19 protein-coding genes and 1 pseudogene are annotated in these 25,913 nt (G+C 65.5%); 2 read left to right on the forward strand and 18 right to left on the reverse strand.

Annotated elements, in window-relative coordinates; translation table 11 throughout:
• Positions 1 to 15 precede the first annotated feature (15 nt).
• From CAG29_RS04865 to arcD (CAG29_RS04905), 9 genes are all read right to left on the reverse strand, one after another.
• Positions 16 to 1,392, reverse strand: coding sequence for an L-serine ammonia-lyase (locus CAG29_RS04865; RefSeq protein WP_085693920.1), 1,377 nt, complete (start codon positions 1,390 to 1,392; stop codon positions 16 to 18).
• Between the two features lie 195 nt (positions 1,393 to 1,587).
• A complete protein-coding gene (gene gcvP / locus CAG29_RS04870) occupies positions 1,588 to 4,440 on the reverse strand; it encodes an aminomethyl-transferring glycine dehydrogenase (RefSeq protein ID WP_085693921.1) in 2,853 nt (950 codons plus the stop codon).
• A gap of 11 nt (positions 4,441 to 4,451) precedes the next feature.
• Positions 4,452 to 4,835 (reverse strand): glycine cleavage system protein GcvH, encoded by a 384-nt coding sequence (gcvH, locus tag CAG29_RS04875; RefSeq protein WP_085580495.1) that lies wholly within the window; start codon positions 4,833 to 4,835, stop codon positions 4,452 to 4,454.
• A gap of 437 nt (positions 4,836 to 5,272) precedes the next feature.
• The gene (locus CAG29_RS04880) at positions 5,273 to 6,781 is read right to left on the reverse strand and encodes a sigma-54-dependent transcriptional regulator (RefSeq protein ID WP_085580497.1); all 1,509 of its coding nucleotides are present in this window, start codon (positions 6,779 to 6,781) and stop codon (positions 5,273 to 5,275) included.
• A 210-nt stretch (positions 6,782 to 6,991) separates the two neighbouring features.
• On the reverse strand, positions 6,992 to 7,354 hold the full coding sequence (locus CAG29_RS04885) for a DUF5064 family protein (protein ID WP_085693922.1): 363 nt from the start codon (positions 7,352 to 7,354) through the stop codon (positions 6,992 to 6,994).
• Between the two features lie 63 nt (positions 7,355 to 7,417).
• Positions 7,418 to 8,347 (reverse strand): carbamate kinase, encoded by a 930-nt coding sequence (gene arcC / locus CAG29_RS04890; RefSeq protein ID WP_085580501.1) that lies wholly within the window; start codon positions 8,345 to 8,347, stop codon positions 7,418 to 7,420.
• 177 nt (positions 8,348 to 8,524) lie between these two features.
• Entirely contained in the window at positions 8,525 to 9,535 is a 1,011-nt protein-coding gene (locus CAG29_RS04895; protein ID WP_085580503.1) for an ornithine carbamoyltransferase, read from the reverse strand.
• Between the two features lie 68 nt (positions 9,536 to 9,603).
• Positions 9,604 to 10,860 (reverse strand): arginine deiminase, encoded by a 1,257-nt coding sequence (gene arcA, locus CAG29_RS04900; protein ID WP_085580505.1) that lies wholly within the window; start codon positions 10,858 to 10,860, stop codon positions 9,604 to 9,606.
• A 33-nt stretch (positions 10,861 to 10,893) separates the two neighbouring features.
• On the reverse strand, positions 10,894 to 12,321 hold the full coding sequence (gene arcD, locus CAG29_RS04905; protein ID WP_085580507.1) for an arginine-ornithine antiporter: 1,428 nt from the start codon (positions 12,319 to 12,321) through the stop codon (positions 10,894 to 10,896).
• Positions 12,322 to 12,771: 450 nt separating this feature from the next.
• Between arcD (CAG29_RS04905) and arcD (CAG29_RS04910) the strand changes: the two genes are divergently transcribed.
• Positions 12,772 to 14,199 carry an arginine-ornithine antiporter gene (gene arcD, locus CAG29_RS04910; protein ID WP_085580509.1) on the forward strand — a complete coding sequence of 476 codons (1,428 nt, stop codon included), beginning with the start codon at positions 12,772 to 12,774 and terminating at the stop codon, positions 14,197 to 14,199.
• Positions 14,196 to 15,047 carry a DNA-3-methyladenine glycosylase gene (locus CAG29_RS04915; RefSeq protein WP_085693923.1) on the forward strand — a complete coding sequence of 284 codons (852 nt, stop codon included), beginning with the start codon at positions 14,196 to 14,198 and terminating at the stop codon, positions 15,045 to 15,047. The genes arcD (CAG29_RS04910) and CAG29_RS04915 overlap by 4 nt, the downstream gene beginning before the upstream one ends.
• A 159-nt stretch (positions 15,048 to 15,206) precedes the next feature.
• Here CAG29_RS04915 and CAG29_RS04920 read toward each other — a convergent pair whose 3' ends face one another.
• From CAG29_RS04920 to gap, 9 genes and pseudogenes are all read right to left on the reverse strand, one after another.
• Positions 15,207 to 16,556 (reverse strand): CoA transferase, encoded by a 1,350-nt coding sequence (locus CAG29_RS04920; RefSeq protein ID WP_085693924.1) that lies wholly within the window; start codon positions 16,554 to 16,556, stop codon positions 15,207 to 15,209.
• Between the two features lie 110 nt (positions 16,557 to 16,666).
• Entirely contained in the window at positions 16,667 to 17,422 is a 756-nt protein-coding gene (locus CAG29_RS28970; RefSeq protein ID WP_371856096.1) for a methyl-accepting chemotaxis protein, read from the reverse strand.
• Between the two features lie 150 nt (positions 17,423 to 17,572).
• Positions 17,573 to 18,871 (reverse strand): annotated as a pseudogene (locus tag CAG29_RS28975) (chemotaxis protein); the annotation flags it as partial.
• Between the two features lie 112 nt (positions 18,872 to 18,983).
• Positions 18,984 to 19,379, reverse strand: coding sequence for a YbaN family protein (locus CAG29_RS04930; protein ID WP_085580517.1), 396 nt, complete (start codon positions 19,377 to 19,379; stop codon positions 18,984 to 18,986).
• A 190-nt stretch (positions 19,380 to 19,569) separates the two neighbouring features.
• Positions 19,570 to 20,166 (reverse strand): biliverdin-producing heme oxygenase, encoded by a 597-nt coding sequence (locus CAG29_RS04935; protein ID WP_085580519.1) that lies wholly within the window; start codon positions 20,164 to 20,166, stop codon positions 19,570 to 19,572.
• Between the two features lie 111 nt (positions 20,167 to 20,277).
• Positions 20,278 to 22,863, reverse strand: a complete 2,586-nt coding sequence (locus CAG29_RS04940) for a TonB-dependent receptor (protein ID WP_085636625.1) — start codon at positions 22,861 to 22,863, stop codon at positions 20,278 to 20,280.
• A 122-nt stretch (positions 22,864 to 22,985) separates the two neighbouring features.
• Positions 22,986 to 23,951: a FecR domain-containing protein gene (locus CAG29_RS04945; RefSeq protein ID WP_085580523.1), complete on the reverse strand. Its 966-nt coding sequence runs from the start codon at positions 23,949 to 23,951 to the stop codon at positions 22,986 to 22,988.
• 124 nt (positions 23,952 to 24,075) lie between these two features.
• Complete coding sequence (locus CAG29_RS04950) at positions 24,076 to 24,594, reverse strand: RNA polymerase sigma factor (protein WP_085580525.1); 519 nt, start codon at positions 24,592 to 24,594, stop codon at positions 24,076 to 24,078.
• Between the two features lie 169 nt (positions 24,595 to 24,763).
• The gene (gap, locus tag CAG29_RS04955; RefSeq protein ID WP_085580527.1) at positions 24,764 to 25,765 is read right to left on the reverse strand and encodes a type I glyceraldehyde-3-phosphate dehydrogenase; all 1,002 of its coding nucleotides are present in this window, start codon (positions 25,763 to 25,765) and stop codon (positions 24,764 to 24,766) included.
• Positions 25,766 to 25,913: the final 148 nt, after the last annotated feature.

The raw sequence follows: 25,913 nt of genomic DNA on the forward strand, positions 1-25,913 counted from the left end.
CGATGCGCGCAGGCATCAGCATTCGATAATGTTGACTGCCAGACCGCCGCGGGCGGTCTCTTTGTATTTGCTTTTCATGTCGGCGCCGGTCTGGCGCATGGTGCGGATGACCTTGTCGAGGGAGACGAAGTGCTGGCCGTCTCCGCGCATGGCCATCCGCACGGCGTTGATCGCCTTCACCGAGCCCATGGCGTTGCGTTCGATGCAGGGCACCTGCACCAGGCCGCCGATGGGGTCGCAGGTCAGGCCGAGGTTGTGCTCCATGCCGATCTCCGCGGCGTTCTCCACTTGCTGCACGCTGCCGCCGAGGACTTCGCACAGGGCGCCGGCGGCCATCGAGCAGGCCACGCCGACTTCGCCCTGGCAGCCGACTTCGGCGCCGGAGATCGAGGCGTTTTCCTTGTACAGGATGCCGATGGCCGCCGCCGTCAGCAGGAAGCGCACCACGCCGTCGTCGTTGGCGCCGGGGATGAAGCGCATGTAGTAATGCAGCACCGCCGGGATGATCCCGGCTGCGCCGTTGGTCGGTGCGGTGACGACCCGTCCGCCGTAGGCGTTTTCCTCATTGACGGCCAGGGCGTAGAGGTTGACCCAGTCCAGCACCGACAGCGGATCGCGCAGCGACGATTCCGGGTTCTTGCACAGTTGCCGGTGCAGCGCCGCCGCCCGGCGCTTGACCTTCAGGCCCCCCGGCAGGATGCCTTCATTGCGGCAGCCGGCGGCCACGCAGTCCTGCATCACTTGCCAGATCTTCAGCAGGCCGGCGCGGGTTTCCGCTTCAGGGCGCCAGGCGCTTTCGTTGGTCAGCATCACCTGGCTGATCGACAGCCCGTAGGTGGCGCAGTGGCCGAGCAGTTCCTTGGCGGTCTTGAACGGGAAGGTCAACGGGGTGGCGTCCTCGACGATGCGGTCGGCTCCGGCGGCGTCCTCGTCGACCACGAAACCGCCGCCCACCGAGTAGTACTCGCGGCCGCGGATCTGCAGGCCGGCGGCGTCGAACGCGCGGAAGATCATGCCGTTGGGGTGGTAGGGCAGGGGCTTGCGGATCATCGCCAGGTGTTCTTTCTCGTTGAACGCGAGGCTGTGTTCGCCGAGCAGGTTGAGACGGCCGCTGGCGCGGATGTCGGCCAAGCGGGCGCTGACGGTGTCGGTGTCGACGGTGTCCGGGTGTTCGCCTTCAAGGCCCAGCAGCACGGCCTTGTCGCTGCCGTGCCCCTTGCCGGTGGCGCCGAGGGATCCGTAGAGCTCGACCTTCACGCAGGCGGTGGCGGCCAGCAGGTTGTCCCGGCGCAGGCCCTCGACGAAGCGCGCGGCGGCGCGCATCGGGCCGACGGTGTGGGAGCTGGAGGGGCCGATGCCGATCTTGAACAGGTCGAACACGCTTAACGACATGGTTGTTCTCCGGTTTCTTGTTATGGGGTATCAGCGGAATCTTGGTTGCCGCATTCCCTTATAGGAGCGAGCCTGCTCGCGATAGCGGTGCTTCAGTCGATGCATTGTTTGACTGACATACCGCTATCGCGAGCAGGCTCGCTCCCACAGGGGGCTGCGGTGCAGGCGGAACCGGCGAACCGGTCCCGCCCTGTCTCAAGCGTAGCTTTCGATCGACGGGCAGGCGCAGACCAGGTTGCGGTCGCCGAACACGTTGTCGACGCGGCCGACCGGCGGCCAGTACTTGGCCTCGACCAGCGACGCCACCGGGTACACCGCCTGCTCGCGGCTGTACGGGTGAGTCCACTCGCCGACCAGCTCCGCCGCGGTGTGCGGGGCGTTCTTGAGCGGGTTGTCGTCCTTGTCCAGGGTGCCGTTCTCCACCGCGCGGATCTCTTCGCGGATGCGGATCATGGCGTCGCAGAAGCGATCCAGCTCTTCCTTGGATTCGCTTTCGGTCGGCTCGATCATCAGCGTGCCAGCCACCGGGAACGACATGGTCGGGGCGTGGAAGCCGAAGTCGATCAGGCGCTTGGCGACGTCATCGACGCTGATGCCGCTGCTGTCCTTGAGCGGACGCAGGTCCAGGATGCACTCGTGGGCCACCAGGCCGTTGCTGCCGGTGTAGAGCACCGGGTAGTGCTCTTCGAGGCGGCGCGAGATGTAGTTGGCGTTGAGGATCGCCAGCTGCGAGGCGCGCTTGAGGCCGGCGCCGCCCATCATGCGGATGTACATCCAGGTGATCGGCAGGATGCTGGCGCTGCCGAACGGCGCCGCGCAGACCGCGCCTTCCTTGCGCGCCATCTCGGCGTGGCCGGGCAGGAACGGGGCCAGGTGCGACTTGACGCCGATCGGGCCGACGCCCGGGCCGCCGCCGCCGTGGGGGATGCAGAAGGTCTTGTGCAGGTTCAGGTGGGACACGTCGCCGCCGAACTTGCCCGGTGCACAGAGGCCGACCATGGCGTTCATGTTGGCGCCGTCGATGTACACCTGGCCGCCGTTGTCGTGGATGATCGCGCAGATTTCGCGGATGCCTTCCTCGAACACGCCGTGGGTGGACGGGTAGGTGATCATCAGCGCGGCGAGGTGCTCGCGGTGCTCGATGGCCTTGGCGCGCAGGTCTTCGATGTCGACGTTGCCGCGGGCGTCGCACGCGGTCACCACCACGCGCATGCCGGCCATGTGGGCGGTGGCCGGGTTGGTGCCGTGGGCCGACGACGGGATCAGGCAGATGTCGCGGCGCTCGTCGCCACGGCTCTGGTGGTAGGCGCGGATCGCCAGCAGGCCGGCGTATTCACCCTGGGAGCCGGCGTTCGGCTGCAGGGACACCGCGTCGTAGCCGGTGGCGGCGCAAAGCATCGCTTCCAGCTCAGAGGTCAGTTGCTGGTAGCCGGCGCTCTGCTCGGCCGGGGCAAACGGGTGCAGGGCGCCGAATTCGGCCCAGGTCACCGGGATCATTTCGCTGGCGGCGTTGAGCTTCATGGTGCACGAGCCCAGCGGGATCATGGTGCGGTCGAGCGCCAGATCCTTGTCCGCCAGCTTGCGCAGGTAGCGCATCAGCTCGGTTTCGGAGTGGTAGCGGTTGAACACCGGGTGGCTGAGGATCGGCGATTGGCGCACCAGCGCCGCCGGCAGGGTGCCTTGCGCCGAGGCGGCGAGGGCGGCGAAGTCCGGCAGGGCCTTGCCGTCGGCGAACAGCGCCCACAGGCTCTCGATGTCGGCCTGGGTGGTGGTTTCGTCCACCGACAGGCCCAGGCGCTGGGCATCGACCACGCGCAGGTTGATGCGCTGGGCACGGGCCTTGTCGTGCAGCGCGGCGGTCTGCGCGCCGGTGGCCAAAGTCAGGGTGTCGAAGAAGTGCGCCTGCTCGACGTTCAGGCCCAGGGCGCTCAGGCCTTGGGCGAGGATAGCGGTCAGGTGGTGCACGCGGTTGGCGATCTGGGTCAGGCCTTTGGGGCCGTGGTAAACGGCGTACATGCTGGCGATGTTGGCCAGCAGCACTTGCGCGGTGCAGATGTTCGAGGTGGCCTTCTCGCGGCGGATGTGCTGCTCGCGGGTCTGCATGGCCAGGCGCAGGGCCGGCTTGCCGAAGCGGTCGACCGACACGCCGACCAGGCGGCCCGGCATGTCGCGCTTGAACGCGTCCTTGGTGGAGAAGTACGCCGCGTGCGGGCCGCCGAAGCCCAGCGGCACGCCGAAGCGCTGGGCGCTGCCGATGGCCACGTCGGCGCCGAACTCGCCCGGCGGGGTCAGCAGGGTCAGGGCCAGCAGGTCGGCGGCCACGGCCACCAGGGCGTTGGCGGCGTGGAAGCGCTCGGTCAGCTCACGGTAGTCGAACACGTCGCCGTTGCTCGCCGGGTATTGCAGCAGGGCGCCGAAGAACGGGGTCACGTCGGTCAGTTCACGCTCGTCGCCCACGACCACGTCGATGCCCAGCGGCTCGGCACGGGTGCGCAGCACGTCGAGGGTCTGCGGATGGCTGTGGACCGAGGCGAAGAACTGGTGGCTGCCCTTGTTCTTGCTCAGGCGCTTGCAGAAGGTCATGGCTTCGGCGGCGGCGGTGGCTTCGTCGAGCAGGGAGGCGTTGGCGATCGGCAGGCCGGTGAGGTCGCTGATCAGGGTCTGGAAGTTCAGCAGCGCTTCGAGGCGGCCCTGGGAGATCTCCGGCTGGTACGGGGTGTAGGCGGTGTACCAGGCCGGGTTCTCCAGCAGGTTGCGCAGGATCGGCGACGGGGTGTGGCAGTTGTAGTAGCCCTGGCCGATGTAGGTCTTGAACAGTTGGTTCTGGCCGGCGATGGCCTTGATCGCGGCCAGGGCCTGGGCTTCGCTCAGGCCGTCGTCCAGGCCCAGCACGCTGGTGCCCTTGATGCTTTCCGGGATGACGCTGGCGCTCAGGGCTTCGAGGGAGTCGAAGCCGAGGCTGTTGAGCATGGCCTGCTCGTCGCCGGCGCGCGGGCCGATGTGACGGGCGATGAATTCGTTGGTGGTGGTCAGGTTCACTTGAGTCATGTCCGGTCTCCTCAGGCGTCGGCGTTGGCTTTGAGCAGACGGTCGTAGGCGTCCTGGTCCAGCAGTTTGCCGACGGCGCTGGCGTCGCTCGGCTTGAAGCGGAAGAACCAGCCGTCGCCCAGCGGGTCTTCGTTGACTTGTTCCGGGCTGTCGTTGAGCAGTTCGTTGACGGCGACGACGTCACCGTCCAGCGGCATGTACACGCCGCTGGCCGCCTTCACCGATTCCACCGTGGCGGCTTCGGCGCCCTTTTCGTAGGCCTGAAGCTCCGGCAACTGAACGTAGACCACGTCGCCCAGGGCGTTCTGCGCGAAAGCGGTGATGCCGACCGTGACGGTGCCGTCAGCTTCGGCGCGCAGCCATTCGTGATCTTCAGTGAAACGCAACTCGCTCATGGAAACTCCTAGGGGCCGGACTCGTCCGGTGGACGCGGTGGAAGGCTGGGGCAATAAAGCCCTTGTTTATGGATGGGTACTTAGCAAGAACGCGGCCAATGTTTATTTATCTTTTTAAATCAATGACTTAAGTAGTTTAGAGAGTGTCTGGGATCGACTCGCTGTAGCGAAATCGCTACAGATGGGGGCGGGGAGAAAAGCTGAACCGGATCAAAGCCTTGCGCGGCGGTGGCTGCAGGCGGGTGTATCGATATCGTTCCGCTGTAGCGCTTTCAGTACAGTTGGAGGTCGCTTTTGGGCTGCGGAGGCCTTTGGTGGCGCCATCGCCAGCAGGCTGGCTCCCAAAATGTTTGCTGTGTCCAAGCTGTTGCGCACAGCCTGGATTCCTGTGGGAGCCAGCCTGCTGGCGACGGCGTGCGCAAGAACGCGGCACCCGCTCAGGGCTTGTTGGGAATGCCGTACTTGCGCAGGCGATGGGCGATGGCCGTGTGGGAGGTCTGCAGGCGGCTGGCCAGTTGGCGGGTCGAGGGGTAGCTGACGTAGAGGGTTTCGAGCAGGGATTTCTCGAAGGCTTCGACGGCCTGTTCGAGGCTGTCGACGTCGGTGTCGGCCTGGCGCGCCACCGAGGTGCCGGCGATGTCGAGGTCGCCGATGTCCACCAGGCTGCTTTCGCAGATCGCGGCGGCGCGGAAGATCACGTTCTGCAGTTGCCGCACGTTGCCCGGCCAGCGGTTGCCGAGCAGGGCCGGATAGGTGCCGGGCGCCAGGCGGCAGACCGGGCGCTGGATCTGCGCGCAGGCCTGCTGCATGAAATGGCGGGCCAGCAGCAGGATGTCCTGGCCGCGCTCGCGCAGCGGCGGCACTTCGACGTTGAGCACGTTGAGGCGGTAGAACAGGTCTTCGCGGAACAGGCCTTCGCTGACCATTTTCTCCAGGTCGCGGTGGGTGGCGCTGAGGATCCGCACATCGACCTTCACCTCGCGGTCGCCGCCGACCCGGCGGAAACTGCCGTCGTTGAGAAAGCGCAGCAGCTTGGCCTGCAGGTACGGCGACATCTCGCCGATCTCGTCGAGGAACACCGTGCCCTGGTTGGCCAGTTCCATCAGCCCCGGCTTGCCGCCGCGCTGGGCACCGGTGAAGGCGCCGGGGGCGTAGCCGAACAGTTCGCTCTCGGCGAGGTTCTCCGGCAGCGCCGCGCAGTTGAGGGCCAGGAACGGCGCGCTGTGCCGGGCGCTGATGGCGTGGCAGGCGCGGGCCACCAGTTCCTTGCCGGTGCCGGTCTCGCCCTGGATCAGCAGCGGCGCATCGAGGGCCGCCACCCGCTGCGCCCGGGCCTTGAGGGTGCGGATGGCGGGGGAATCGCCCAGCAGCGCGTCGAAGCCTTCGGCGTGGTCGTGGTGCAGGGCCGAGAGCTGTTCGCCGATGCGGTTGGGTTGGTACAGGGTCAGCAGGGCGCCGGCGTCGGTGATCGGCGTGGCGTCCAGCAGCAGGGTCTGGCCGTTGACGGTGATTTCCCGCAGCGGCAGGCGGAAACCGTGTTCGAGCAGGGCGTCCAGCAGGCCCGGGTCGTTGAACAGTTCGGCGACGCTCTCGCCCGCCGGCTCCCGGCCGTACAGCGCGATCAGCGCCGGGTTGGCCAGCAGCACCTTGCCGGCGCTGTCCAGGGCCAGCACCGGGTCGGTCATCGCGGCGAGCAAGGCGTCGAGCTGCAGGTGCCGGCGCTGGCCGGGCAGGATGTCGACCACCGTCACCGCCTCCACGCCGCGCACGCGGAACAGCGCGTCCTTGAGCTCTTCGAGCACTTGCGGGCTGAGGGTCGGCGCGTCGATGTAGACGTTGGGCGGCACCATCTCCACCGCATCCAGGTTGAGGTTGCGCCCGCCGAGCAGGGCCAGGACTTCCTGGGTGATGCCGACGCGGTCGATGAAGCTGACGTGAATACGCATGGGGCGGTTCAGTGTTCTGCGGTGCGGAGGGTGGCAAGTATGCCTTGGGGCGGGGAAATGGTGAAACCGGACGCGTTCTTCCGCTGGATACATGCCCTTGTGGGAGCGAGCTTGCTCGCGAATGCGGTGTATCAGCAATGAAGATCTGTACTGACAGAGCGCTTTCGCGAGCAAGCTCGCTCCCGGAGGGGGAATGGGGGTGAGTTCGGGTTACTCGAAATGCTCGGGATTGACCGGATCCCCGGATTTCATATTCAGCTGCGTACGAATGTCTTCAAACATCAAGTCGTAATGCTTGTGCACCGAGCCGATCTGGCTGTGACTTTTGGGGATGCCATACTTTTCGGCAATCTGCGTCACGTTGCGAGCGAAGTTGTAGGCCTCTTCCTTGGGCAGAAAGAACGGTTCGTTGACGTCTTTGCCCTGGATGCTTCCAAGCAGCCGGAATTGTATCCCTTTTCCTTTTTGTGGATCCTGCGACACCTCGTATTCGAGGCGGATGTTGTAGTCGACGTCATCTTTGGTCAACGCGTGCCGCTCGATGTGCAAATGACCAGGTTCGAACTGGGCCATGGTGTTCTCTCCTTTCAAGGCATTGGAGAAGGGCAGACCTTCGATCTGCCCCGCCGTTTCTTTTTATCGGTAGGTGATGCCCGGCGCTGCCGTGCTGACCCGCGTACCGGCGGTGCCCTGGACGATGGCTTCGATGTCCGCGAGCGAACCGATCACCGCGACCTTGCCAGTATGGCGCGCGAATTCACAGGCTGCCTGCACCTTCGGCCCCATGGAGCCTGCGGCGAAGCCCAGGCGTTCCAGTTCGTCCGGGTGGGCCTGGGCGATGGCCTTCTGGGTCGGCTTGTTGAAGTCGATGTAGGCCGCGTTGACGTCGGTGGCGATCACCAACAGGTCGGCGTCCAGCTGTTCGGCCAGCAGCGACGAGCACAGGTCCTTGTCGATCACCGCCTCGATGCCCTTGAGGTTGCGGTTTTCGTCGTACATGGTCGGGATGCCGCCGCCGCCGGCGCAGATCACGATGCTGCCCTTGTCCAGCAGCCACTTGATCGGGCGGATCTCGAAGATGCGCTTGGGCCGCGGGCTGGCCACCACGCGGCGGAACTTGTCGCCGTCCGGGGCGATCGCCCAGCCTTTTTCGGCGGCCAGCTTCTCGGCCTCCGCCTTGCCGTAGACCGGGCCGATGGGTTTGGTGGGATTCTGGAAGGCCGGATCCTTGGCGTCCACCTCGACCTGGGTGAGCAGGGTGGCGAACGGCACTTCGAAGTCCAGCAGGTTGCCCAGTTCCTGTTCGATGATGTAGCCGATCATGCCTTCGGTCTCGGCGCCGAGCACGTCCAGCGGGTAAGGGGTGACCGAGGTGTAGGCCGCCGCCTGCAGCGACAGCAGGCCCACTTGCGGGCCATTGCCGTGGGCGATGACCAGTTGGTTGCCGGGATGGATCTTGGCGATCTGCTCGGTGGCGATCCGGATGTTGGCGCGCTGGTTGTCCGCGGTCATGGGTTCACCCCGGCGGAGCAGGGCGTTACCGCCCAGAGCAACGACGATACGCATGGTGCGAGTCCTTCTGAATAGCAATAAGGTCAGACGGAACAAGTGCGGTCACTGTAGGAGCCGGGCTTGCCCGCGATGGCGACGGGGCAGTCAGCATTGTCTTTGGCTGACACACCGCTATCGCTGGCAAGCCAGCTCCCACAGTGACCGTGTCGCGTCAGTGGGAGCTTCGCCGGTTTACAGGTCGGCCAGGGTCGAGACCAGGATCGCCTTGATGGTGTGCATGCGGTTTTCCGCTTGCTCGAAGGCGATGCAGGCCGGCGATTCGAACACGTCGTCGGTCACCTCGATGCCGTTGGCCAGGTGCGGGTACTGCTCGGCGATCTGTTTGCCGACCTTGGTGTCGCTGTTGTGGAACGCCGGCAGGCAGTGCATGAACTTGGTGCGTGGGTTGCCCGAGGCCTTCATCAGTTCGGCGTTGACCTGGTACGGCAGCAGTTGCTGGATGCGTTCGCCCCAGGCTTCGACCGGCTCGCCCATCGACACCCAGACGTCGGTGTGGATGAAGTCCACGCCCTTGACCGCCGCTTTCGGGTCTTCGGTCAGGGTGATGCGCGCACCGCTTTCTTCCGCGTATTTCTTGCAGCGGGCCACGAGGTCGTCATGGGGCCACAGGGCTTTGGGCGCGCTGATGCGCACGTCCATGCCCAGCTTGGCGCCGATCAGCAGCAGCGAGTTGCCCATGTTGTTGCGGGCGTCGCCCAGGTAGGCGTAGCTGATTTCGTGGATCGGCTTGTCGGCGTGCTCACGCATGGTCAGCACGTCGGCGATCATCTGGGTCGGGTGGTATTCGTCGGTCAGGCCGTTGAACACCGGCACCCCGGCGAACTTGGCCAGTTCTTCGACGATCTCCTGCTTGAAGCCGCGGTACTCGATGGCGTCGTACATGCGGCCCAGCACGCGGGCCGTGTCCTTCATGCTTTCCTTGTGGCCGATCTGCGAGGAGTTGGGGTCGATGTAGGTGACGTTGGCGCCTTGGTCATAGGCGGCGACTTCGAAGGCGCAGCGGGTGCGGGTCGAGGTCTTTTCGAAGATCAGGGCGATGTTGTTGCCCTTGAGGTGCTGCTGTTCGGTGCCGGTGTACTTGGCGCGCTTGAGGTCGCGGGAGAGGTCGAGCAGGTAGCGCAGCTCGCGGGCGGTGTGGTGTTCCAGGCTGAGCAGGTTACGGTTGTGGATGTTGAACGCCATGATGATTCTCCTTGGATTCGGTGATCGGCCCGGCCGCGCCGGGTGGGGGCGGCCGGGAAAATGGTCGTTTAGTAGTCGATGGGGTCGCGCACGATCGGGCAGGTCATGCAGTGGCCGCCGCCGCGTCCGCGGCCCAGTTCGCCGGCGCTGATGGTGATGACCTCGATGCCGGCCTTGCGCAGCAGGGTGTTGGTGTAGGTATTGCGGTCGTAGCCGATGACCACGCCCGGTTCCAGCGCCACCACGTTGTTGCCGTCGTCCCACTGTTCGCGCTCGGCGGCGAAGCTGTTGCCGCCGGTCTCGACCACGCGCAGCTGCTTGAGGTTGAGGGCGTCGGCCACCACTTCGATGAACGATTTGTTCTCGCGGCGCACGTCCATGCCGTAAGGCTTGCTGCTGTCGGGGCGGATGATGAACGGCACGATTTCCTTGACCACTTCCGGGAAGACCGTCACCAGGTCGCGGTCGCAGAAGCTGAACACGGTGTCCAGGTGCATCGCCGCGCGGGATTTGGGCAGGCCGGCCACCACGACCTTCTCCACCGCGCCCTTGGCGAACAGCGACTGCGCCAGTTGGCCGATGGCCTGGCGCGAGGTGCGCTCGCCCATGCCGATCAGCACCACGCCGTTGCCGATCGGCATGACGTCGCCGCCCTCAAGGGTGGCTTGGCCGTGGTCCTTGTCCGGGTCGCCGTACCAGACTTCGAAGTCGGCGTTGGCGAATTCGGGGTGGAACTTGTAGATGGCGGTGGCCAGCAGGGTTTCCTGGCGGCGGGCCGGCCAGTACATCGGGTTGAGGGTCACGCCGCCGTAGATCCAGCAGGTGGTGTCGCGGGTGAACTGGGTGTTGGGCAGCGGCGGCAGCAGGAAGCTGGAGTGGCCCAGGTAGTCGCGGTACATCTTGATCACGCTGGCGCCTTCGCTGTCCGGCAGGTCCTCGCCGGCCACGCCGCCGATCAGGAACTCGGCCAGCTTGCGCGGCTCCAGGCCTTCGAGCCAGCTGCGCACTTCGTTGGTCAGGCCGACGCCGACGGTGTCAGGGGTGATCTTGCGGTCCAGGATCCATTTCAGCGCTTCGGGGTTCTGGACGGTCTCGGTCAGCAGGTTGTGCATTTCCAGGACTTCGATGCCGCGCTCGCGCATCTTGGTGACGAAGTCGAAGTGGTCGCGCTTGGCCTGGTTGACCCAGATCACATCGTCGAACAGCAGTTCGTCGCAGTTGTTCGGGGTCAGCCGCTGGTGGGCCAGGCCGGGGGAGCAAACCATGACTTTGCGCAGTTTGCCGGCTTCGGAATGGACGCCGTACTTAACTTTTTCCGTGGTCATTACTGTGATCCTCCAGAGATGGTTATCTCGCGGTTACAGGGTCAGGAAGCCGTCGTAGAGACCGTAGGCAGCCACCAGGGCGCCCGCGACCACTGCGGCGAAAATCAGCTTCTCGACAGGGGTGAAAACCGGTTTCTTGACTTCAAGCTTGGCCTTGGCGAACAGGATCGCGCCGGGGGCGTAGAGCAGGGCCGACAGCAGCAGGTACTTCACGCCGCCGGCATAGAGCAGCCACACCGCGTAGAGCAGGGCGATGGCGCCGATGATCAGGTCTTTCTGCCGCTCGCCCGCCGCGCCCTCGTAGCTTTCGCCGCGCACCGCCAGCAGCACGGCGTAGGCCGCCGACCACAGGTAGGGCACCAGGATCATCGAGGTGGCGAGGTAGATCAGCGACAGGTAGGTGCTGGCCGAGAACAGGGTGATCACCAGGAACAGCTGCACCATGGCGTTGGTCAGCCACAGGGCGTTGGCCGGCACATGGTTGGCGTTCTCGCGGCGCAGGAACTCCGGCATGGTGTGGTCCTTGGCGGCTGCGAACATGATCTCCGCGCACAGCAGCACCCACGACAGCAGCGCCCCCAGCAGCGAGATGATCAGGCCGACGCTGATCAGCACCGCGCCCCAGTGGCCGACCACGTGCTCGAGCACGGCGGCCATCGACGGGTTCTGCAGCTTGGCCAGTTCCGGCTGGGTCATGATCCCCAGCGACAGTACGTTCACCAGCACCAGGAACAGCAGCACGGTGATGAAGCCGATCACGGTGGCCTTACCGACGTCGGTGCGCTTTTCCGCCCGGGCCGAGAAGATGCTCGCGCCCTCGATGCCGATGAACACCCACACGGTGACCAGCATCATGTTGCGCACCTGGTTCATCACGTTGCCGAGGCTCGGGTTCTTCGCGCCCCAGATGTCGGCGGTGAAGATGTCCAGCTTGAAGGCGAACAGCGCGATCAGCACGAACAGCAGCAGCGGCACGACCTTGGCGACGGTGGTCACCAGGTTGATGAACGCCGCTTCCTTGATGCCGCGCAGCACCAGAAAGTGCACCGCCCACAGCAGCACGGAGGCGCCGATGATCGCGGCGACTGTGTTGCCTTCGCCGAAGATCGGGAAGAAGTAGCCCAGGGTGCTGAACAGCAGCACGAAGTAACCGACGTTGCCCAACCAGGCACTGATCCAGTAGCCCCAGGCCGAGGAGAAGCCCATGTAGTCGCCGAAGCCGGCCTTGGCGTAGGCGTACACCCCGCCGTCCAGGTCGGGTTTGCGGTTGGCCAGGGTCTGAAACACGAACGCGAGGGTCAGCATGCCGACGGCGGTGATGGCCCAACCGATCAGCACGGCGCCGACATCGGCGCTGACGGCCATGTTCTGCGGCAATGAAAAGATCCCGCCACCGATCATGGAACCGACGACCAGTGCAGTCAGCGCACCGAGTTTAAGTTTTGCGGAGGACTCAGACATTGCATGACTCCATTGCAGGAGAAGAGAGACGTCAGGTTAAGTCTGTTGGTCGGTCAAACAGCTGACTTAGATCAGTTCATGGGCACATTCCATTGCTAAATGAATGACTTATGAATTCGCCTAGGGCATAAGGTCGCTCGCCTGGAAGGCCCGTGGCAGAAGGGTCTGCAAGAGAAAACGGGAATAACTCGTATTCCCTTGGGATGTTGAAGCTAGTCCGTTTTGCCGGTTTGGCAAATTTTCCGCATCTGTTTTCAGTACAGAAATGATTTATTACGAATGGCGCACAAAATTGATTTTCGGCACTCGCCGTTAGAGTCAATGGCTATATATAAAAGGGGTTTATTGGCGATATCCAATAAACGTTATTACGCTTGAATCCGTTTGATTAACGACGGTTACATGACGCTGTTTACGGCCTTCGACCCACGGGAACCTGGAGACGCTGGAATGTCGCAACCGACGCAAAAACTGCGCCTTGGCGCACTGATCGCCCTGGTGGTGGGCTCGATGATCGGCGGGGGCATCTTCTCCCTGCCGCAGAACATGGCGGCCCGGGCCGACGCCGGCGCGATCCTGATCGGCTGGGCGATCACGGCGGTCGGCATGCTGACCCTGGCGTTCGTGTTCCAGACCCTGGCCAACCGCAAGCCGGAACTCGATTCCGGGGTGTACGCCTACGCCAAGGCCGGCTTCGGCGACTACATGGGGTTCTCGTCGGCCTGGGGCTACTGGATCAGCGCGTGGCTGGGCAACGTCGGTTACTTCGTGCTGCTGTTCAGCACCCTGGGCTATTTCTTTCCGGTGTTCGGCCAGGGCAACACGCCGGTGGCCATCGGCTGCGCGTCGCTGCTGCTGTGGGCGGTGCACTTTCTGGTGATGCGCGGGATCAAGGAGGCGGCGTTCATCAACCAACTGACCACCGTGGCCAAGATCGTCCCGCTGGTGATGTTCATCGTCATCGCGGCGGTGGCGTTCAAGGCCGACGTCTTCACCCGCGACATCTGGGGCCGCAGCAACCCCAGCTTCGGCGGGGTGATGGACCAGGTGCGCAACATGATGCTGGTGACGGTGTTCGTGTTCATCGGCATCGAAGGGGCCAGCGTGTATTCGGCCCGGGCGGAGAAACGCAGCGACGTCGGCCGGGCCACGGTGATCGGCTTCATCGGCGTGCTGGCGCTGCTGGTGCTGGTGAACGTGCTGTCGCTGGGGATCATGAGCCAGCCGGAACTGGCGACCCTGCAGAACCCGTCGCTGGCGGCGGTGCTGGAGCACATCGTCGGGCCGTGGGGCGCGCTGCTGATCAGCATCGGCCTGGCGGTGTCGCTGCTCGGCGCGTTGCTCTCGTGGGCGCTGCTGTGCGCCGAGATCCTCTTCGCCACGGCCCGGGACAAGACCATGCCGGCGTTCCTCAAGAAGGAGAACGCCAACCACGTGCCGGTCAACGCGCTGTGGCTGACCAACGTGATGATCCAGATCTTCCTGCTGATCACCTTGTTTTCCGCCGGCACCTACACCAGCCTGATCTATCTCGCCTCGTCGATGATTCTGGTGCCGTACCTGTGGTCGGCGGCCTATGCGGTGCTGCTCAGCGGCCGGGGCGAAACCTACGAGCACGCCTCGGCCGAGCGCACCAAGGACCTGCTCATCGGCGGCATCGCCCTGTGTTACGCGGTGTGGCTGCTGTATGCCGGCGGGGTGAAGTACCTGCTGCTGTCGGCGCTGCTGTACGCGCCCGGCGTCATCCTGTTCGCCAAGGCCAAGCATGAGCAGGGTGAGCCGCTGTTCACCACGCTGGAGAAGGGGATTTTCACCTGCGTGATCGGCGGGGCCGGGCTGGCGGCGTATGGGTTGTACAGCGGCCTGCTGTCGCTGTGAGGCTGCGGCTGGACGTTCAGGCGCCCTACGACTGGCCGGCGATGCTCGGATTCCTTGGGGCACGGGCGGTGGCCGGCATGGAGACGGTCGAGGCCGGCGTGTATTCGCGGATCATCGGTTTGAACAGGGTCAGCGGCAGCGTGTCGGTCCGGCCCGGTGACGGGGATGGCCTGGACGTGGAACTGGATTTTCCCGAGCCGGCGGCGGTGCCGGAGATCGTCGCGCGTTTGCGTCGATTGTTCGGCCTGGATGCAGATGTGGTGCGGATGCAGCGGCACCTGGCGGCGGACCCGCTGTTGGCGCGGTTGATCGCCGAACGGCCGGGACTGCGGGTGCCGGGGGCGTGGGACGGGCTGGAGCTGGCGTTCCGTGCGGTGCTGGGGCAGCAGATCACGGTGACGGCGGCGATCCGTCTGGCGGGGAAACTGGTGGCGCGTTACGGCGAACCGATCCATTCGCCGGTGCCGGGGTTGACCCATGCCTTTCCCGAGGCTGACGTGTTGGCGGTCGCCGATCTGGCGGCGTTGGGCATGCCCAAAAGCCGGGGGCGGACGTTGTCCGGCGTGGCGCAGGCGCTGCTGGACGATCCGTCGCTGTTCGAATCCGGGGTGACGCGGCTGCTGGCCTTGCACGGCATCGGCGACTGGACGGCGCAGTACATCGCCTTGCGCCAATTGCGCGACATGGACGGGTTTCCGACCGGGGATGTGGGGTTGCTGCGGGCGCTGGAGGTGCTGGAGGGCCGGCGGCCGACGGCGCGGGAACTGACGGCGCGGGCCGAGGCCTGGCGACCGTACCGGGGGTATGCGGCGCAGGTGCTGTGGACGTCGTTGGGGCGGGGGGATTGATCGCGGGTTTTGTGTCGGCTGCACCGGCCTCATCGCCAGCAGGCAGGCTCCCACAGTTTTTGCGGTGAGCACAAAATCTGTAGGCACCGTCAGTCCCTGTGGGAGCCAGCCTGCTGGCGATGGCGCCGGTGAAGGCGCCCGGGCAGCGAGCCGGCGAAGTCACAGCCAATGCGGGGAATGCGAACCCAGTTCGGTGGCCGGCAACGCCCAGCGCAACGGCGTCCCGCTGATGTTCAGCGACGCCTTCAGCCGATGGGCCGGCCCCCACGGCGTCTGCTCCACCCGCGCGTCCTGATCCTGGCCGTCCTCGGCCCGCAACGGTTCATCCGTCCCCGGCCCCTGCTCGATCAACAGCTTCGCCGTGCGCGCCAAAGACAACCGTGCCGAGCCGGCCTTGCCGCTGTGCAGGCGCTCGGTCAGCAGGCGGATCACGCTGGCCGCCATCAGATACCCGGTGGCGTGATCCAGCGCCTGCACCGGCAGCGGCGTCGGCGTGTCGCTGCGCCGCCAGCGCTGCCCGGCCTCGGCGATGCCGCTGCTCATCTGCACCAGGCTGTCGAAGCCCCGACGGTTGCGCCACGGGCCGCTCCAGCCGTAGGCGTTGAGGCTGACGTCGATCAGCCCCGGCGCCCACTTGCGCCGGGATTCGGCGCCGAAACCGAGGTTTTCCAGGGCATCGGCCCGGTAGCCGTGCACCAGGATGTCGGCGTCCTTGAGCAGCGCCGCAAACACCGCACGATCCGCCGGAGCGTGAAGATCCAGCCGCGCGCAGCGTTTGCCGAGGGTGAGGTCAGGCACCACGCCGGGCTCGTTCCAGGTCGGCGGATCGATGCGCAGCACCTGGGCGCCCAGGCCGGCGAGAAAACGGGTGGCGGTCGGCCCGGCCAGCACCCGGGTCAGGTCCAGCACCTTGAGCCCGGCCAGCGGTTGCGCCGCCGAGCCGGTCCACGGCCTGGGGCTTTGCGGCTGACCGTCAAAGAAATGCACCAGCGGTTCGGCATTCACCGCCAGTCCCTGCGGGTGCTGCTGCCACTGGGCCCAACTGCGCATCTGCGCCGCGCAGCCGTTGGCCTCGACCACCGCGTGCTCCAGCTCCGCGGCGGTCCACTGCGCGACCTTCGCAGTCATGGCGGCGCGGTCGGCGCAGGCTCCGAGCACGCGTTCGGCGGCGGCGCGGTGGTGCGGGGCGTTGGTGTGCAGGCGGATCCAGCCGTCCTGCGTCGCGTAGTCGCCGGCCACCGGATCCCACAACGGCGGCACGTTCCAGCCGTCCGGGCGCAGCGAGGCGGCGAACCAGAACGAGGCGAGGCGGCGGTCGACTTCGACGGCGGGCCGGTGGCCGGTCTGCCGGAGCAACAGTTCGCTGACCGCTTGGCCTGCGGCGGCGATGCTGGCGCAGGCCAGGTCGGTGACGGCGAAGGCCGAGGGCAGGGCGCCGACGGCGGTGAAGGGGATCGGCGTGCGGGGCAGGCCGAGCGCGGCTTGGATGGATGCGAGCAGATCGGTCATCGAAGGCCCTCCGGAAGGAGAGCGCAGCATAGTGCAAAAGGAGCACCCGGGAACCCTGTGGGAGCCAGCCTGCTGGCGATGACGCCAGCAGGGGCACCGCATGGCAGGGGTCAGACGCGGAACTGATCCATCAGCTTCATCTGCTGGCTGGCCAGGGCGTTGAGCTGGCTGCTGATGGCCGCCGATTCGCTGGCCTGTTCGGTCAGGGTTTCGGTGACGGTGCGGATCGCCGAGACGTTGCGGTTGACCTCTTCGGCCACGGCGCTCTGCTGTTCGGCGGCGCTGGCGATCTGCAGGTTCATGTCGCTGATCACGGTGACCGCTTCGCTGATCTTGCCCAGCGCGTCCACGGCCTGGCGGATCTGCCCGGCGTTGCTCTGGGCCTGGCTCTGGCTGGAGTGCATGGTCGCGACCACGCCGCGGGTGCCGGACTGGATGCGTTCGATGACCACGCGGATCTCCTCCACCGAGTCCTGGGTGCGCTTGGCCAGGTTGCGCACTTCGTCGGCCACCACCGCGAAGCCGCGGCCGCTCTCGCCGGCGCGGGCGGCCTCGATGGCGGCGTTGAGCGCCAGCAGGTTGGTCTGTTCGGCGATGCTGCGGATCACTTCCAGCACCGAGCCGATCTGTTCGCTGTTGAGCGCCAGTTCCTCGACTTCGGCCACCGCCTTGCTGACTTCATCGGCCAGTTGGCTGATGTCGCGGGTGCTGCGCTCGATGATCGACATGCCGTCCCGGGCCGACTGGTCCGCGCCCTTGGCGGCGTTGGCCGCGTTCGAGGCGCTGTTGGCGACGTCGTGGGCGGTGGCGCTCATTTCGTTGGAGGCGGTCGCCACCTGGTCGATCTCGCGGAACTGCACCTGCATGCCTTCGCTGGTCTGGCGGGCGATGGCCGACGACTGGTCGGCGGTGCCGCGGGCGTCGGTGATGCTCTGCTTGATCTGGGCGATGGTCGGCTGCAGCTTGTCGAGGAAGCGGTTGAACCAGTTCACCAGTTCGCCCAGTTCGTCTTTTTTCCCGTAGTTCAGGCGTTGGGTCAGGTCGCCTTCGCCGCTGGCGATGTTCTTGAGCATGTCGGCGACGCTGTTGATCGGCCGGGTCACGCCCGAGGCGGTGAGCCAGATCAGCAGCAGCCCGAGCAGGCCGGCCACCACGGCGACCGACAAGGCGGTGATCGTGCCGGCCTCCTGGGCGTCGTCGAGCACCGCCTGCAGTTTGACCGAGTCGGCCAGCAGCACTTGCTTGGGCAGGTCGATGACCACGCCCCAGGCGCGGGCGTCGCCGATCGGGTTGACCGGGTACACGGCGCGGATCAGGTCGCCCTGTTCGAGGATCTTCGGGCTGCCGCCGCCGAGCAGTTGCAGGATGTCCTTGCCTTCGGCGCCCAGGGTGTCGGCGATGCCTTTGCCGACTTTGCTGGCGTCGGCGCTGTAGGCGGCCAGCACGCCGCTGCCGGAGACGATCAGCATGTGCCCGGCGCTGTTGAACAGTTCGCGCTGGGAATCCACCGCCGCCGCTTGCAGGGCGTCGAGGGCGATGTCGACGCCGACCACGCCGATGGCCTTGCCGTCCACCAGCAGCGGCACGGAGATGGTGGTCATGAGCATTTCCTTGCCGCCCACGGTGTCGGCGTACGGGTCGAGCAGGCAGGTGCGCTTGTTGTCGCGGGGGCAGGTGTACCAGCTGTTGTACGGCGTGCCGCTGAGGCTGAGGGTGGTCTTGGTCATGTCCTCTTCGACCATGATCGTGTTCAGCGCGGTGCCGGCGGCGCGGCTCCAGTAGCTGGCGAAGCGGCCGGCCTCGTTGGATTGGCGGGCGGCGTCGTTCTTGAATTCGCTGTCCTTGCCGTCCAGGCCGTCGGGTTCGAACGCCAGCCAGATGCCGAGCACCTTGGCGTTGCGCTCGAAGGCGGTCTTGAGGCTCTGGTTCAACTCTTCGCGCAGGGCGCCGGCATCCATCGAGCGTTTGGCGGCCATCACCCGCATGTCCTTGATCTGGTCGGCCAGGGCGGTGACCGCCAGCAGGCTTTCGCCGAAGGTCTTCTGCACCCGCACCGCCTGTTCGGCGGCCTTGGCCTGCAGCAGGTCCTGCACGCTGGCGATGAGCATCTTGCTGCTGGAGTCGCTGACCAGTTCGTCGTTGCGGTTGGTCTGGTGGGTGTTGATGCCGACGATCAGCGCCACCACGCCGAGCAGGCACAGGCCGGAGAGCAGGACGATTTTCAGGCGAATGGAAAGAGAGTCGAACATGGGGCGATCTCGCGAATGAATGAAAGGTTGGCCACGGGGCGGACTCACCCGTTTCGCCAAATCCATTCAGCGCCATGCCTTGCTCATCGGCTTGGGGCACAGCCGCATGAGGCGCCGACCGACGAACGGTCATGGCTAAACGTTTGCGCAGGAAAATGCCCTGAAAAGGGCAGAAAATTCAGGAGATCTTCGGCAACGGTTCCGGCCGCGACCAGATCCACAGGTTGCCCAGGGTCATGCCAGCGATGGCGAGGTAGACCGGCCAGCCGTGATCGAGCATCACCAGCATAAGCGTGGCGCACAGCAGCATGCTGGCCGTGGCGCTGAGCTTGGCCCGGCGGGCGATGAGCTTGCCGTTGCGCCAGTTGCGCAGGATCGGGCCGAACAGCCGATGGTTCTCCAGCCAGGCGCTCAGGCGCGGGGAACTGCGGGTGGCGGCCCAGGCCGCGAGCAGGATGAACTCGGTGGTCGGCAGGCCGGGCACCACGATGGCGATCAGGCCGATGCCGAGGCTGACGTAGGCCAGCAGGCCGAACAGCAGGCGGGCGAGTTTCGAGGAGGCGGGTCGGGGCATGGAGTCGGTGGGGCACGTGAGGCGGAAGGGGATCTTACAGGCTTGTGCGGTCTGGGGTTGAGGCAACTGCCTTGCGGCGCCTGCACGGACGTCATCGCCAGCAGGCTGGCTCCCACAGGTGATGTCAACACTGTGGGAGCCCTTAAAGGCAGATCAAGGCAGTTGCCGTTCACAGGGAGACGGCGGCCGGTCAGGCCGGTTCGGCTTCGGTCGAGTAGGCCTGTTCCAGCAGCACGGTGAAGCGGTTGAAGGCGTCGAGGGCGCCTTGCTCGGCTTCGGCTTCCTCTTCGGCAGTGAACGGCAGCGAATCGAGGGTCTTGACGAAGCGCTTCCAGCCTTCGGCGCGGCCGCCTTCCGGTTCGCCCAGGTGACGGGCACCGAAGGTTTCGCTCAGGTCCAGTGCGACGGCGCGCTTGATCAGGAAGGCCGCACCGAGCTTCGAACCTTCGGAGACGAAGATCCAGCCCAGGGCACGGGCCTTGCTCGGGTTGTGCACCGCACCGGCCACCGGGGCCGGGACGTCGGTGCCGAGGTCGGCGAGGTCGGCCTTGGCCGCTTCGGCGCGGCAACGGGCCGGCAGGTCAGGGACGATGGCGGTCAGTTCGGCATCGTTGTACAGCGCCACCAGTTCCGACTGGAACAGGTATTGGGCGACCACGAAGCGGGCGAAGCTTTCGCGGGTCTCGAAGGGCGCGTGAGCCTTGACCAGCGCATCGAGCTTGCTGTGCGGCTCGTGGGTGATCTGGTTCAGGCGTTGCGAACGCAGGGATTTTTCCGGGGCGATCATGGGATGTCCTTGAAAAGCAGTGGCACTTGATAACGAGACGTACAAGAAGACGCATGAGCGTAAAAAAACCTCACTGCGCGGCGATGCACGCGCGCAGTGAGGCGGGCCGGGTCAGATGTCCCAGACCAGGTTGACCGCGAAGTTGCGGCCCGGCTGGGTCAGGCGGTCGAGGTTGGCCGGGCTCAGCACCGCGGCTTCGCCGACGCTGTCATAGCCGCGCACGTCGTCCCACAGCCAGTACTTTTTGTCGGTCAGGTTGTAGATGCCGCCGCTGACGGTGACGTCGTCGGTGACCTTGTAGAACCCGGTCAGGTCGAGAATGCCGAAGCCCGGCGACTTGAACTGGCTGCTGACGCCGTCCGGCGACTTGAACTGGCTGTCGTCGACGCGATCCTTTTTCTTCACCACGGTCCAGCTCAGCAGGCCGCCGTAGTTGTCCTGGTCGTAGCCCAGGCCGAACACGCCGGTCAGCGGGTTGACGCTGTTGAGCGGCTCGCCGGTGTCGTTGTTGCGACCGTAGGCGTAGGCGACCGAACCCTGGGTGTACAGGCCCTGCGGCGCGCCGAACGCGTCCAGGTTCAGGCGGCCCTTGACCTCGGCGCCCTTGATGGTGGCGTGCTTGATGTTGTTGGTCTGGAAGGTCAGCTCGCTGTAGCCGGGCGTGACCGCGTCTTCGTTGATGAAGTCGCGGTACTTGTTGTAGAAGACCGCCACATCGAACGAGCCGGATTCGAAGTTGCCGCGCAGGCCGGTCTCGTAGCTCTTGCTTTTCTCCGGCTCCAGATCCGGGTTCGGCGCCACGTTGTAGCCGGTGGTGCTGTTCTCGAAGCGGCCGTACAGCGCCTTGGCGGTCGGGGTGCGGAAGCCTTCGGCGTACTGGCCGTACCAGGTGTAGTTCTCGGTCAGGGCGTAGGTCAGGCCGAACTTGGGCGAGACTTTGTGCCAGGTCTTGTTCGAATCGCTGACTGTGCCTTTGCCGTCGGCGGCCACGGTGTTGAGGAACTCCTGGGTGATGTGCGGCTTGAGCTGGGTGTAGTCGTAGCGCAGGCCCGGCAGGAAGGTCCAGTCGTTCCAGCTGATCTGGTCCTGGGCGAACAGGCTGTAGGTATTGATGGTCGGGTCCGGGAAGTCGCTGGACTTCTTCAGCACGTCGGCCGCGCTGGTGGCGCCGATGGCGGTGCAGCCGCGGCCGACCGCCAGGCACTTGCCGTCGCCGCTGCGCGAGCCGGTGACTTCCTGCCGCTTGATCGTGGTGCCGTAGGTCAGGACATGGTCGGTGGCGCCGAGGCTGAAAGCCTTGTCCAACTGCGCGTCGAACACCCACTGCTTTTCTTCGTAGACCGTGTCGCGGGTGCGCAGCACCTTGCGGGTCATCGGGTAGTAGAACTCCTCGGTGCTCTGGTCGGTCTTGGCGGTCTGGTGGTTGAGGCTCCACTTCACGTTGTCCGCCAGCAGGCTGTTGAGCTCGAAGCTGTGCTCCAGGCCGAAGCGCTCGCGGGTGATGGTGTCGTTGCCGGTGCGCCACTGGTACATGCCGCCGGGCAGCACGCTGTTGGGGAGGGTCGGCGCGCCGTTGAAGTAGGGGCCGCCGTAGGCGCTTTTCTGGTCGGTGTCGCGGTCGTCCTTGTATTTCTCGTAGGTCAGGCCCAGGCGCGAGCCCTCGGCGTAGTTCCAGCCGAGCTTGGCCAGCACGTTGCTCGCCTTGACGTCTTCCGGGTTGGCGGCGGTGCGGTCGAGGCCGGTGCCGTTGTTGCTGCCGTAGGAGTCGGTTTCATGGCCGTCGCGCTGGCTGTAGTGCAGCAGGCCGTCGAACCGGTCGGCGCGGCCGGCGACGGTGGCGGACTTCAGCCAGCTTTCGTCGGCGGAGCTGTAGCCGGTCTTGAGGCGGGCGCCGACGTCCTTGCCGGGCTTGATGATGTCGTCCGCGTCGAGGGTGTAGTAGCTCACGGCGCCGCCGATGGCGTTGCTGCCGTACAGCACCGAGGCCGGGCCGCGGAGGATCTCCACGCGCTTGACGATTTCCGGGTCGACGTAGTTGCGTTGGGTCTTGGCGTAGGGGCCGTTGAAGAAGCCGTCCGGCACTTCGACGCCGTCGACCTGGGTCAGGATGCGGTCGCCGTCGATGCCGCGGATGTTGTAGCCGCTGATCCCGCCGCGCTGGCCGGCGCCGCCCACGGAGACGCCGGGCTCGTAGCGCACCAGGTCCTTGATGGTGTTGACGTTGCTGCGGTCGAGCTCTTCACGGGTGTGCACGGTGACGGTGGCGGGCACGCTGTTCACCGACTGTTCCTGGCGGGTGGCGCTGATGGTCACCTGATCCAGGTTGAGCGCGCCGGCGGTGCTGCGTTTCTCCAGCACGACGTTGTTGTTGCCGATCTTGCGAAAGCTCAGGCCGGTTCCCGCCAACAGGCGCTCCAGGGCTTTTTCCGGCGGCAGCGAACCGCGCACGCCCGGCGACGACACGCCTTCCCCCAGTTGCGCCGGCAGGCCCACCTGCCAACCGGTGACGGCGGTGAACGCATTGAGCGCCGACACCAGCGGCTGCTGGGCGATGGCGAACGAGTAGTCGCCCATGTTGCGCGCTGGCTGTTCGGTGGCCGCCATCAGCGGTGCGGTGCCGGCCATCAGGATGGCGGCCGTCAGCAGCGACAGTACGCGGGAAGGGGAAGCGGTCTGGCGGGTAAGGCGTGATGACATCGATAGCGCTCCGTGTCGCACGAATCTTTATAGGTGCTGATCCGCGTCCGGAGATGCGAATCAATTGCATTGGCTATAACGAGACGTACGAGCTTCGGCTATCGAGTAAAAATAATTCTCATTTAGTTCAGGATCACCAGCGCCGGGAATTCCTTCAGGCGCGCGGAGGTGATGTGGGCCAGGGAACGCACCACGTCCAGCGGCTGGTCGAGGCGGTAGTTGCCGGTGACGGCGACGTCGGCCAACTGCTCGTTGGTGTTGATGATCCAGCCTGGATAGTAGCGGCGCAGCTCCGCCAGGACCTGGCTGAGCGGGCAGTTCTCGAAGATCAGCCGGCCCTGCACCCACGCAAGGTCGGTGGCGGCGTCCTGTTTGGCCGGGCGGTCGAAGCCGTTGGGGCCGATGCGGATGCTTTCCCCGGCCGACAGGCGCACCCGGGCGTCGTCCCCGGTGGCGCGCAGGTCGACGTCGCCGCGCTGCACGCGCACCTGGGCCACGCCGTCCAGGTAGCGCACGGCGAACGCGGTGTCGTGCACGCTGGCCTTCACGGGGCCGGCGTCGATCTCCAGCGGCTGGCTGCGGTTGGCGGCGATCTCGAAGAACGCTTCGCCCTGGTACAGCCGCGCCACCCGCTGGCGGTCGTTGATGGTGCTGGAAAATGCCGAGTTGGTGTTGAGCAGGACTTTGGAACCGTCCTCCAGTTGCAGGCGCTGGCGCTCGCCGACCACGGTCAGGTGATCGGCCTGCAGGCGCATCGGCAGGTTGCTGAAGCTGAACAGGCCGAGCACCAGCACGGCGGCGGTGGCCAGCGGTTTCCAGTGCGGGCGCAGGCGGGTGAGGACGGTGACTTTCTGCGGTTTGGCGGCCAGCGCCTGGGCGCACTGCGCTACTTGCGGGCCGTCCCAAATGGCCTGGGCCTTTGCGAAGGCTTCGGCGTTGCGCGGATCGGCCGCCAGCCAGGCGTGGAACTGCCGGGTCTGCTCTTCGTCCGGACTGCCGAGCGCGATGAGCCAGTCCAGGGCCTGGTCCATTGCGTTGGCGGCGTCCTGCGCCGTATCGGGCGAAGGCGGGCGGTGGGTGTCCGTCACGGTGTTTCCTCGGCAGTGTCGTTGCACGGCTGTTTTTTTAGTGAAGCGTAAAAGTCGGGCAAGGGTAACAAAGCCCGATGATCCGTGCAGTCGCTGCTCGGACTTACAGACCTTTCCTACGGCTTCAGTCGCCGTTCAAGCGTTCGGCGACGCCGATGCAGATGGTCATGATCAGCTTGAGTTCTTTCTGCACGGTGCTGAGGGACACGTCCAGCTCGTCGGCGATCTGCTGGTAGCTGTGGCCGTGCAGGCGGCTGAGGATGAAGATCTGCTGCTGGCGGGGGCTGAGTTCACTGAGGCTCACGTTCAGGCGCTCCAGCAGTTGTTCGGCATGGGCGGCGTCTTCGGCGCTGCTGGCGGGGGCGGCGACGCTGTGCACCACCTCCTGCGGGACGTCGTCGACCATGGTGCGCGCGTGGATCTTGCGGGCGCGCAGATGATCCAGCGCCAGGTTGCGGGCGGTCTGGAAGACGAAGGGTTCGAGGTGATCGATGGCCCGCTCGCCCAAGGCCCGGGTCACGCGCAGGTAGGTCTCCTGCAGCAGGTCTTCGGCGGTGCTGGGGTTGTTGACCATCCGTTGCAGCGTGCGCAGCAGCGAACTGCGCTGGGCAAGGAAGACGTGGTTGAACTGTGCCTGACTCACGGGAGAACCTGATCCGTTTCGATCAAATGATAATGCTTATCATCCAGTAGAATGGTCAAGCTCTGATTTCAGATTGAAATCAGGCACTTCATGCGGGAGCGGTGGCATCCCCCTGTCCCTGTGGGAGCCAGCCTGCCGAAAGCAGTCGCTCCCACAGAACGATCCGGGGTCACTCGGCGTTGCACAGCGCCAGGCAGTTGTCCAGCATGCGGTTGGAGAAGCCCCACTCGTTGTCGTACCAGGCCAGCACCTTGAGCAGCTTGCCGCTGACCTTGGTGTGGTTGGCGTCGAAGATCGACGACAGCGGATTGTGGTTGAAGTCGCTGGAAACCAGCGGCAGGGCGTTGTAGCCGAGGATCTTCGAGTGCTGGCTGGCGGCCTTGAGCAGCGCGTTGACCTCGTCGGCGGACGCCTCGCGCTTGAGCTGCACCGTCAGGTCCACCAGCGACACGTTGATCACCGGCACGCGCACGGCCATGCCGGTCAGCTTGCCGGCCAGTTCCGGCAGCACCAGGCCCACCGCTTCGGCGGCGCCGGTCTTGCTCGGGATCATGTTCTGGGTGGCCGAACGGGCGCGGTACGGGTCGCTGTGATAGACGTCGGTCAGGTTCTGGTCGTTGGTGTAGGCATGGATGGTGGTCATCAGGCCGCTTTCGATCCCCAGTTCGCGGTGCAGCACCTGAGCCACCGGGGCCAGGCAGTTGGTGGTGCACGAGGCGTTGGAGATGATCTGGTGCGAGGCGCGCAGGATGTCGTGGTTCACGCCGTAGACGACGGTGGCGTCGGCGCCTTTGGCCGGCGCCGAGATGATCACTTTGCGGGCGCCGGCGCTGATGTGCGCGGCGGCCTTGGCGCGGTCGGTGAACAGGCCGGTGCATTCGAACACCACGTCGATCTTTTCCGCGGCCCAGGGCAGGTCGGCCGGATTGCGGATGGCGCTGACGGAAATGCGGTCGCCGTTGACGGTCAGGCTCTCGTTGTCATGGGCGACTTCGGCATCGAACGTGCCGTGAACGGTGTCGTACTTGAGCAGATGGGCGTTGATCGCGCTGTCACCCAGGTCGTTGATGGCGACGATCTGCAAGTCCTGCCGATAGCCTTGGGTATACAGTGCGCGCAGGACGTTACGGCCGATGCGGCCAAAACCATTGATTGCGATTCGAAGAGTCATTGAACAGCGCCGCCGTCGTTTTGTTGTTGGAATTACAAGATTATTCGCAAAAAAATAGAAAACAAGCCTTTTTGGTGGCAGTATTTTGTTTTATCTACAACGAGTGACCTGAATCAACTGGTCCGAATGATCAAGAAAACCGTCCGTC

The sequence above is a fragment of the Pseudomonas sp. B7(2017) genome, from assembly GCF_002112745.1.
GTDB lineage: Bacteria > Pseudomonadota > Gammaproteobacteria > Pseudomonadales > Pseudomonadaceae > Aquipseudomonas > Aquipseudomonas ekonensis.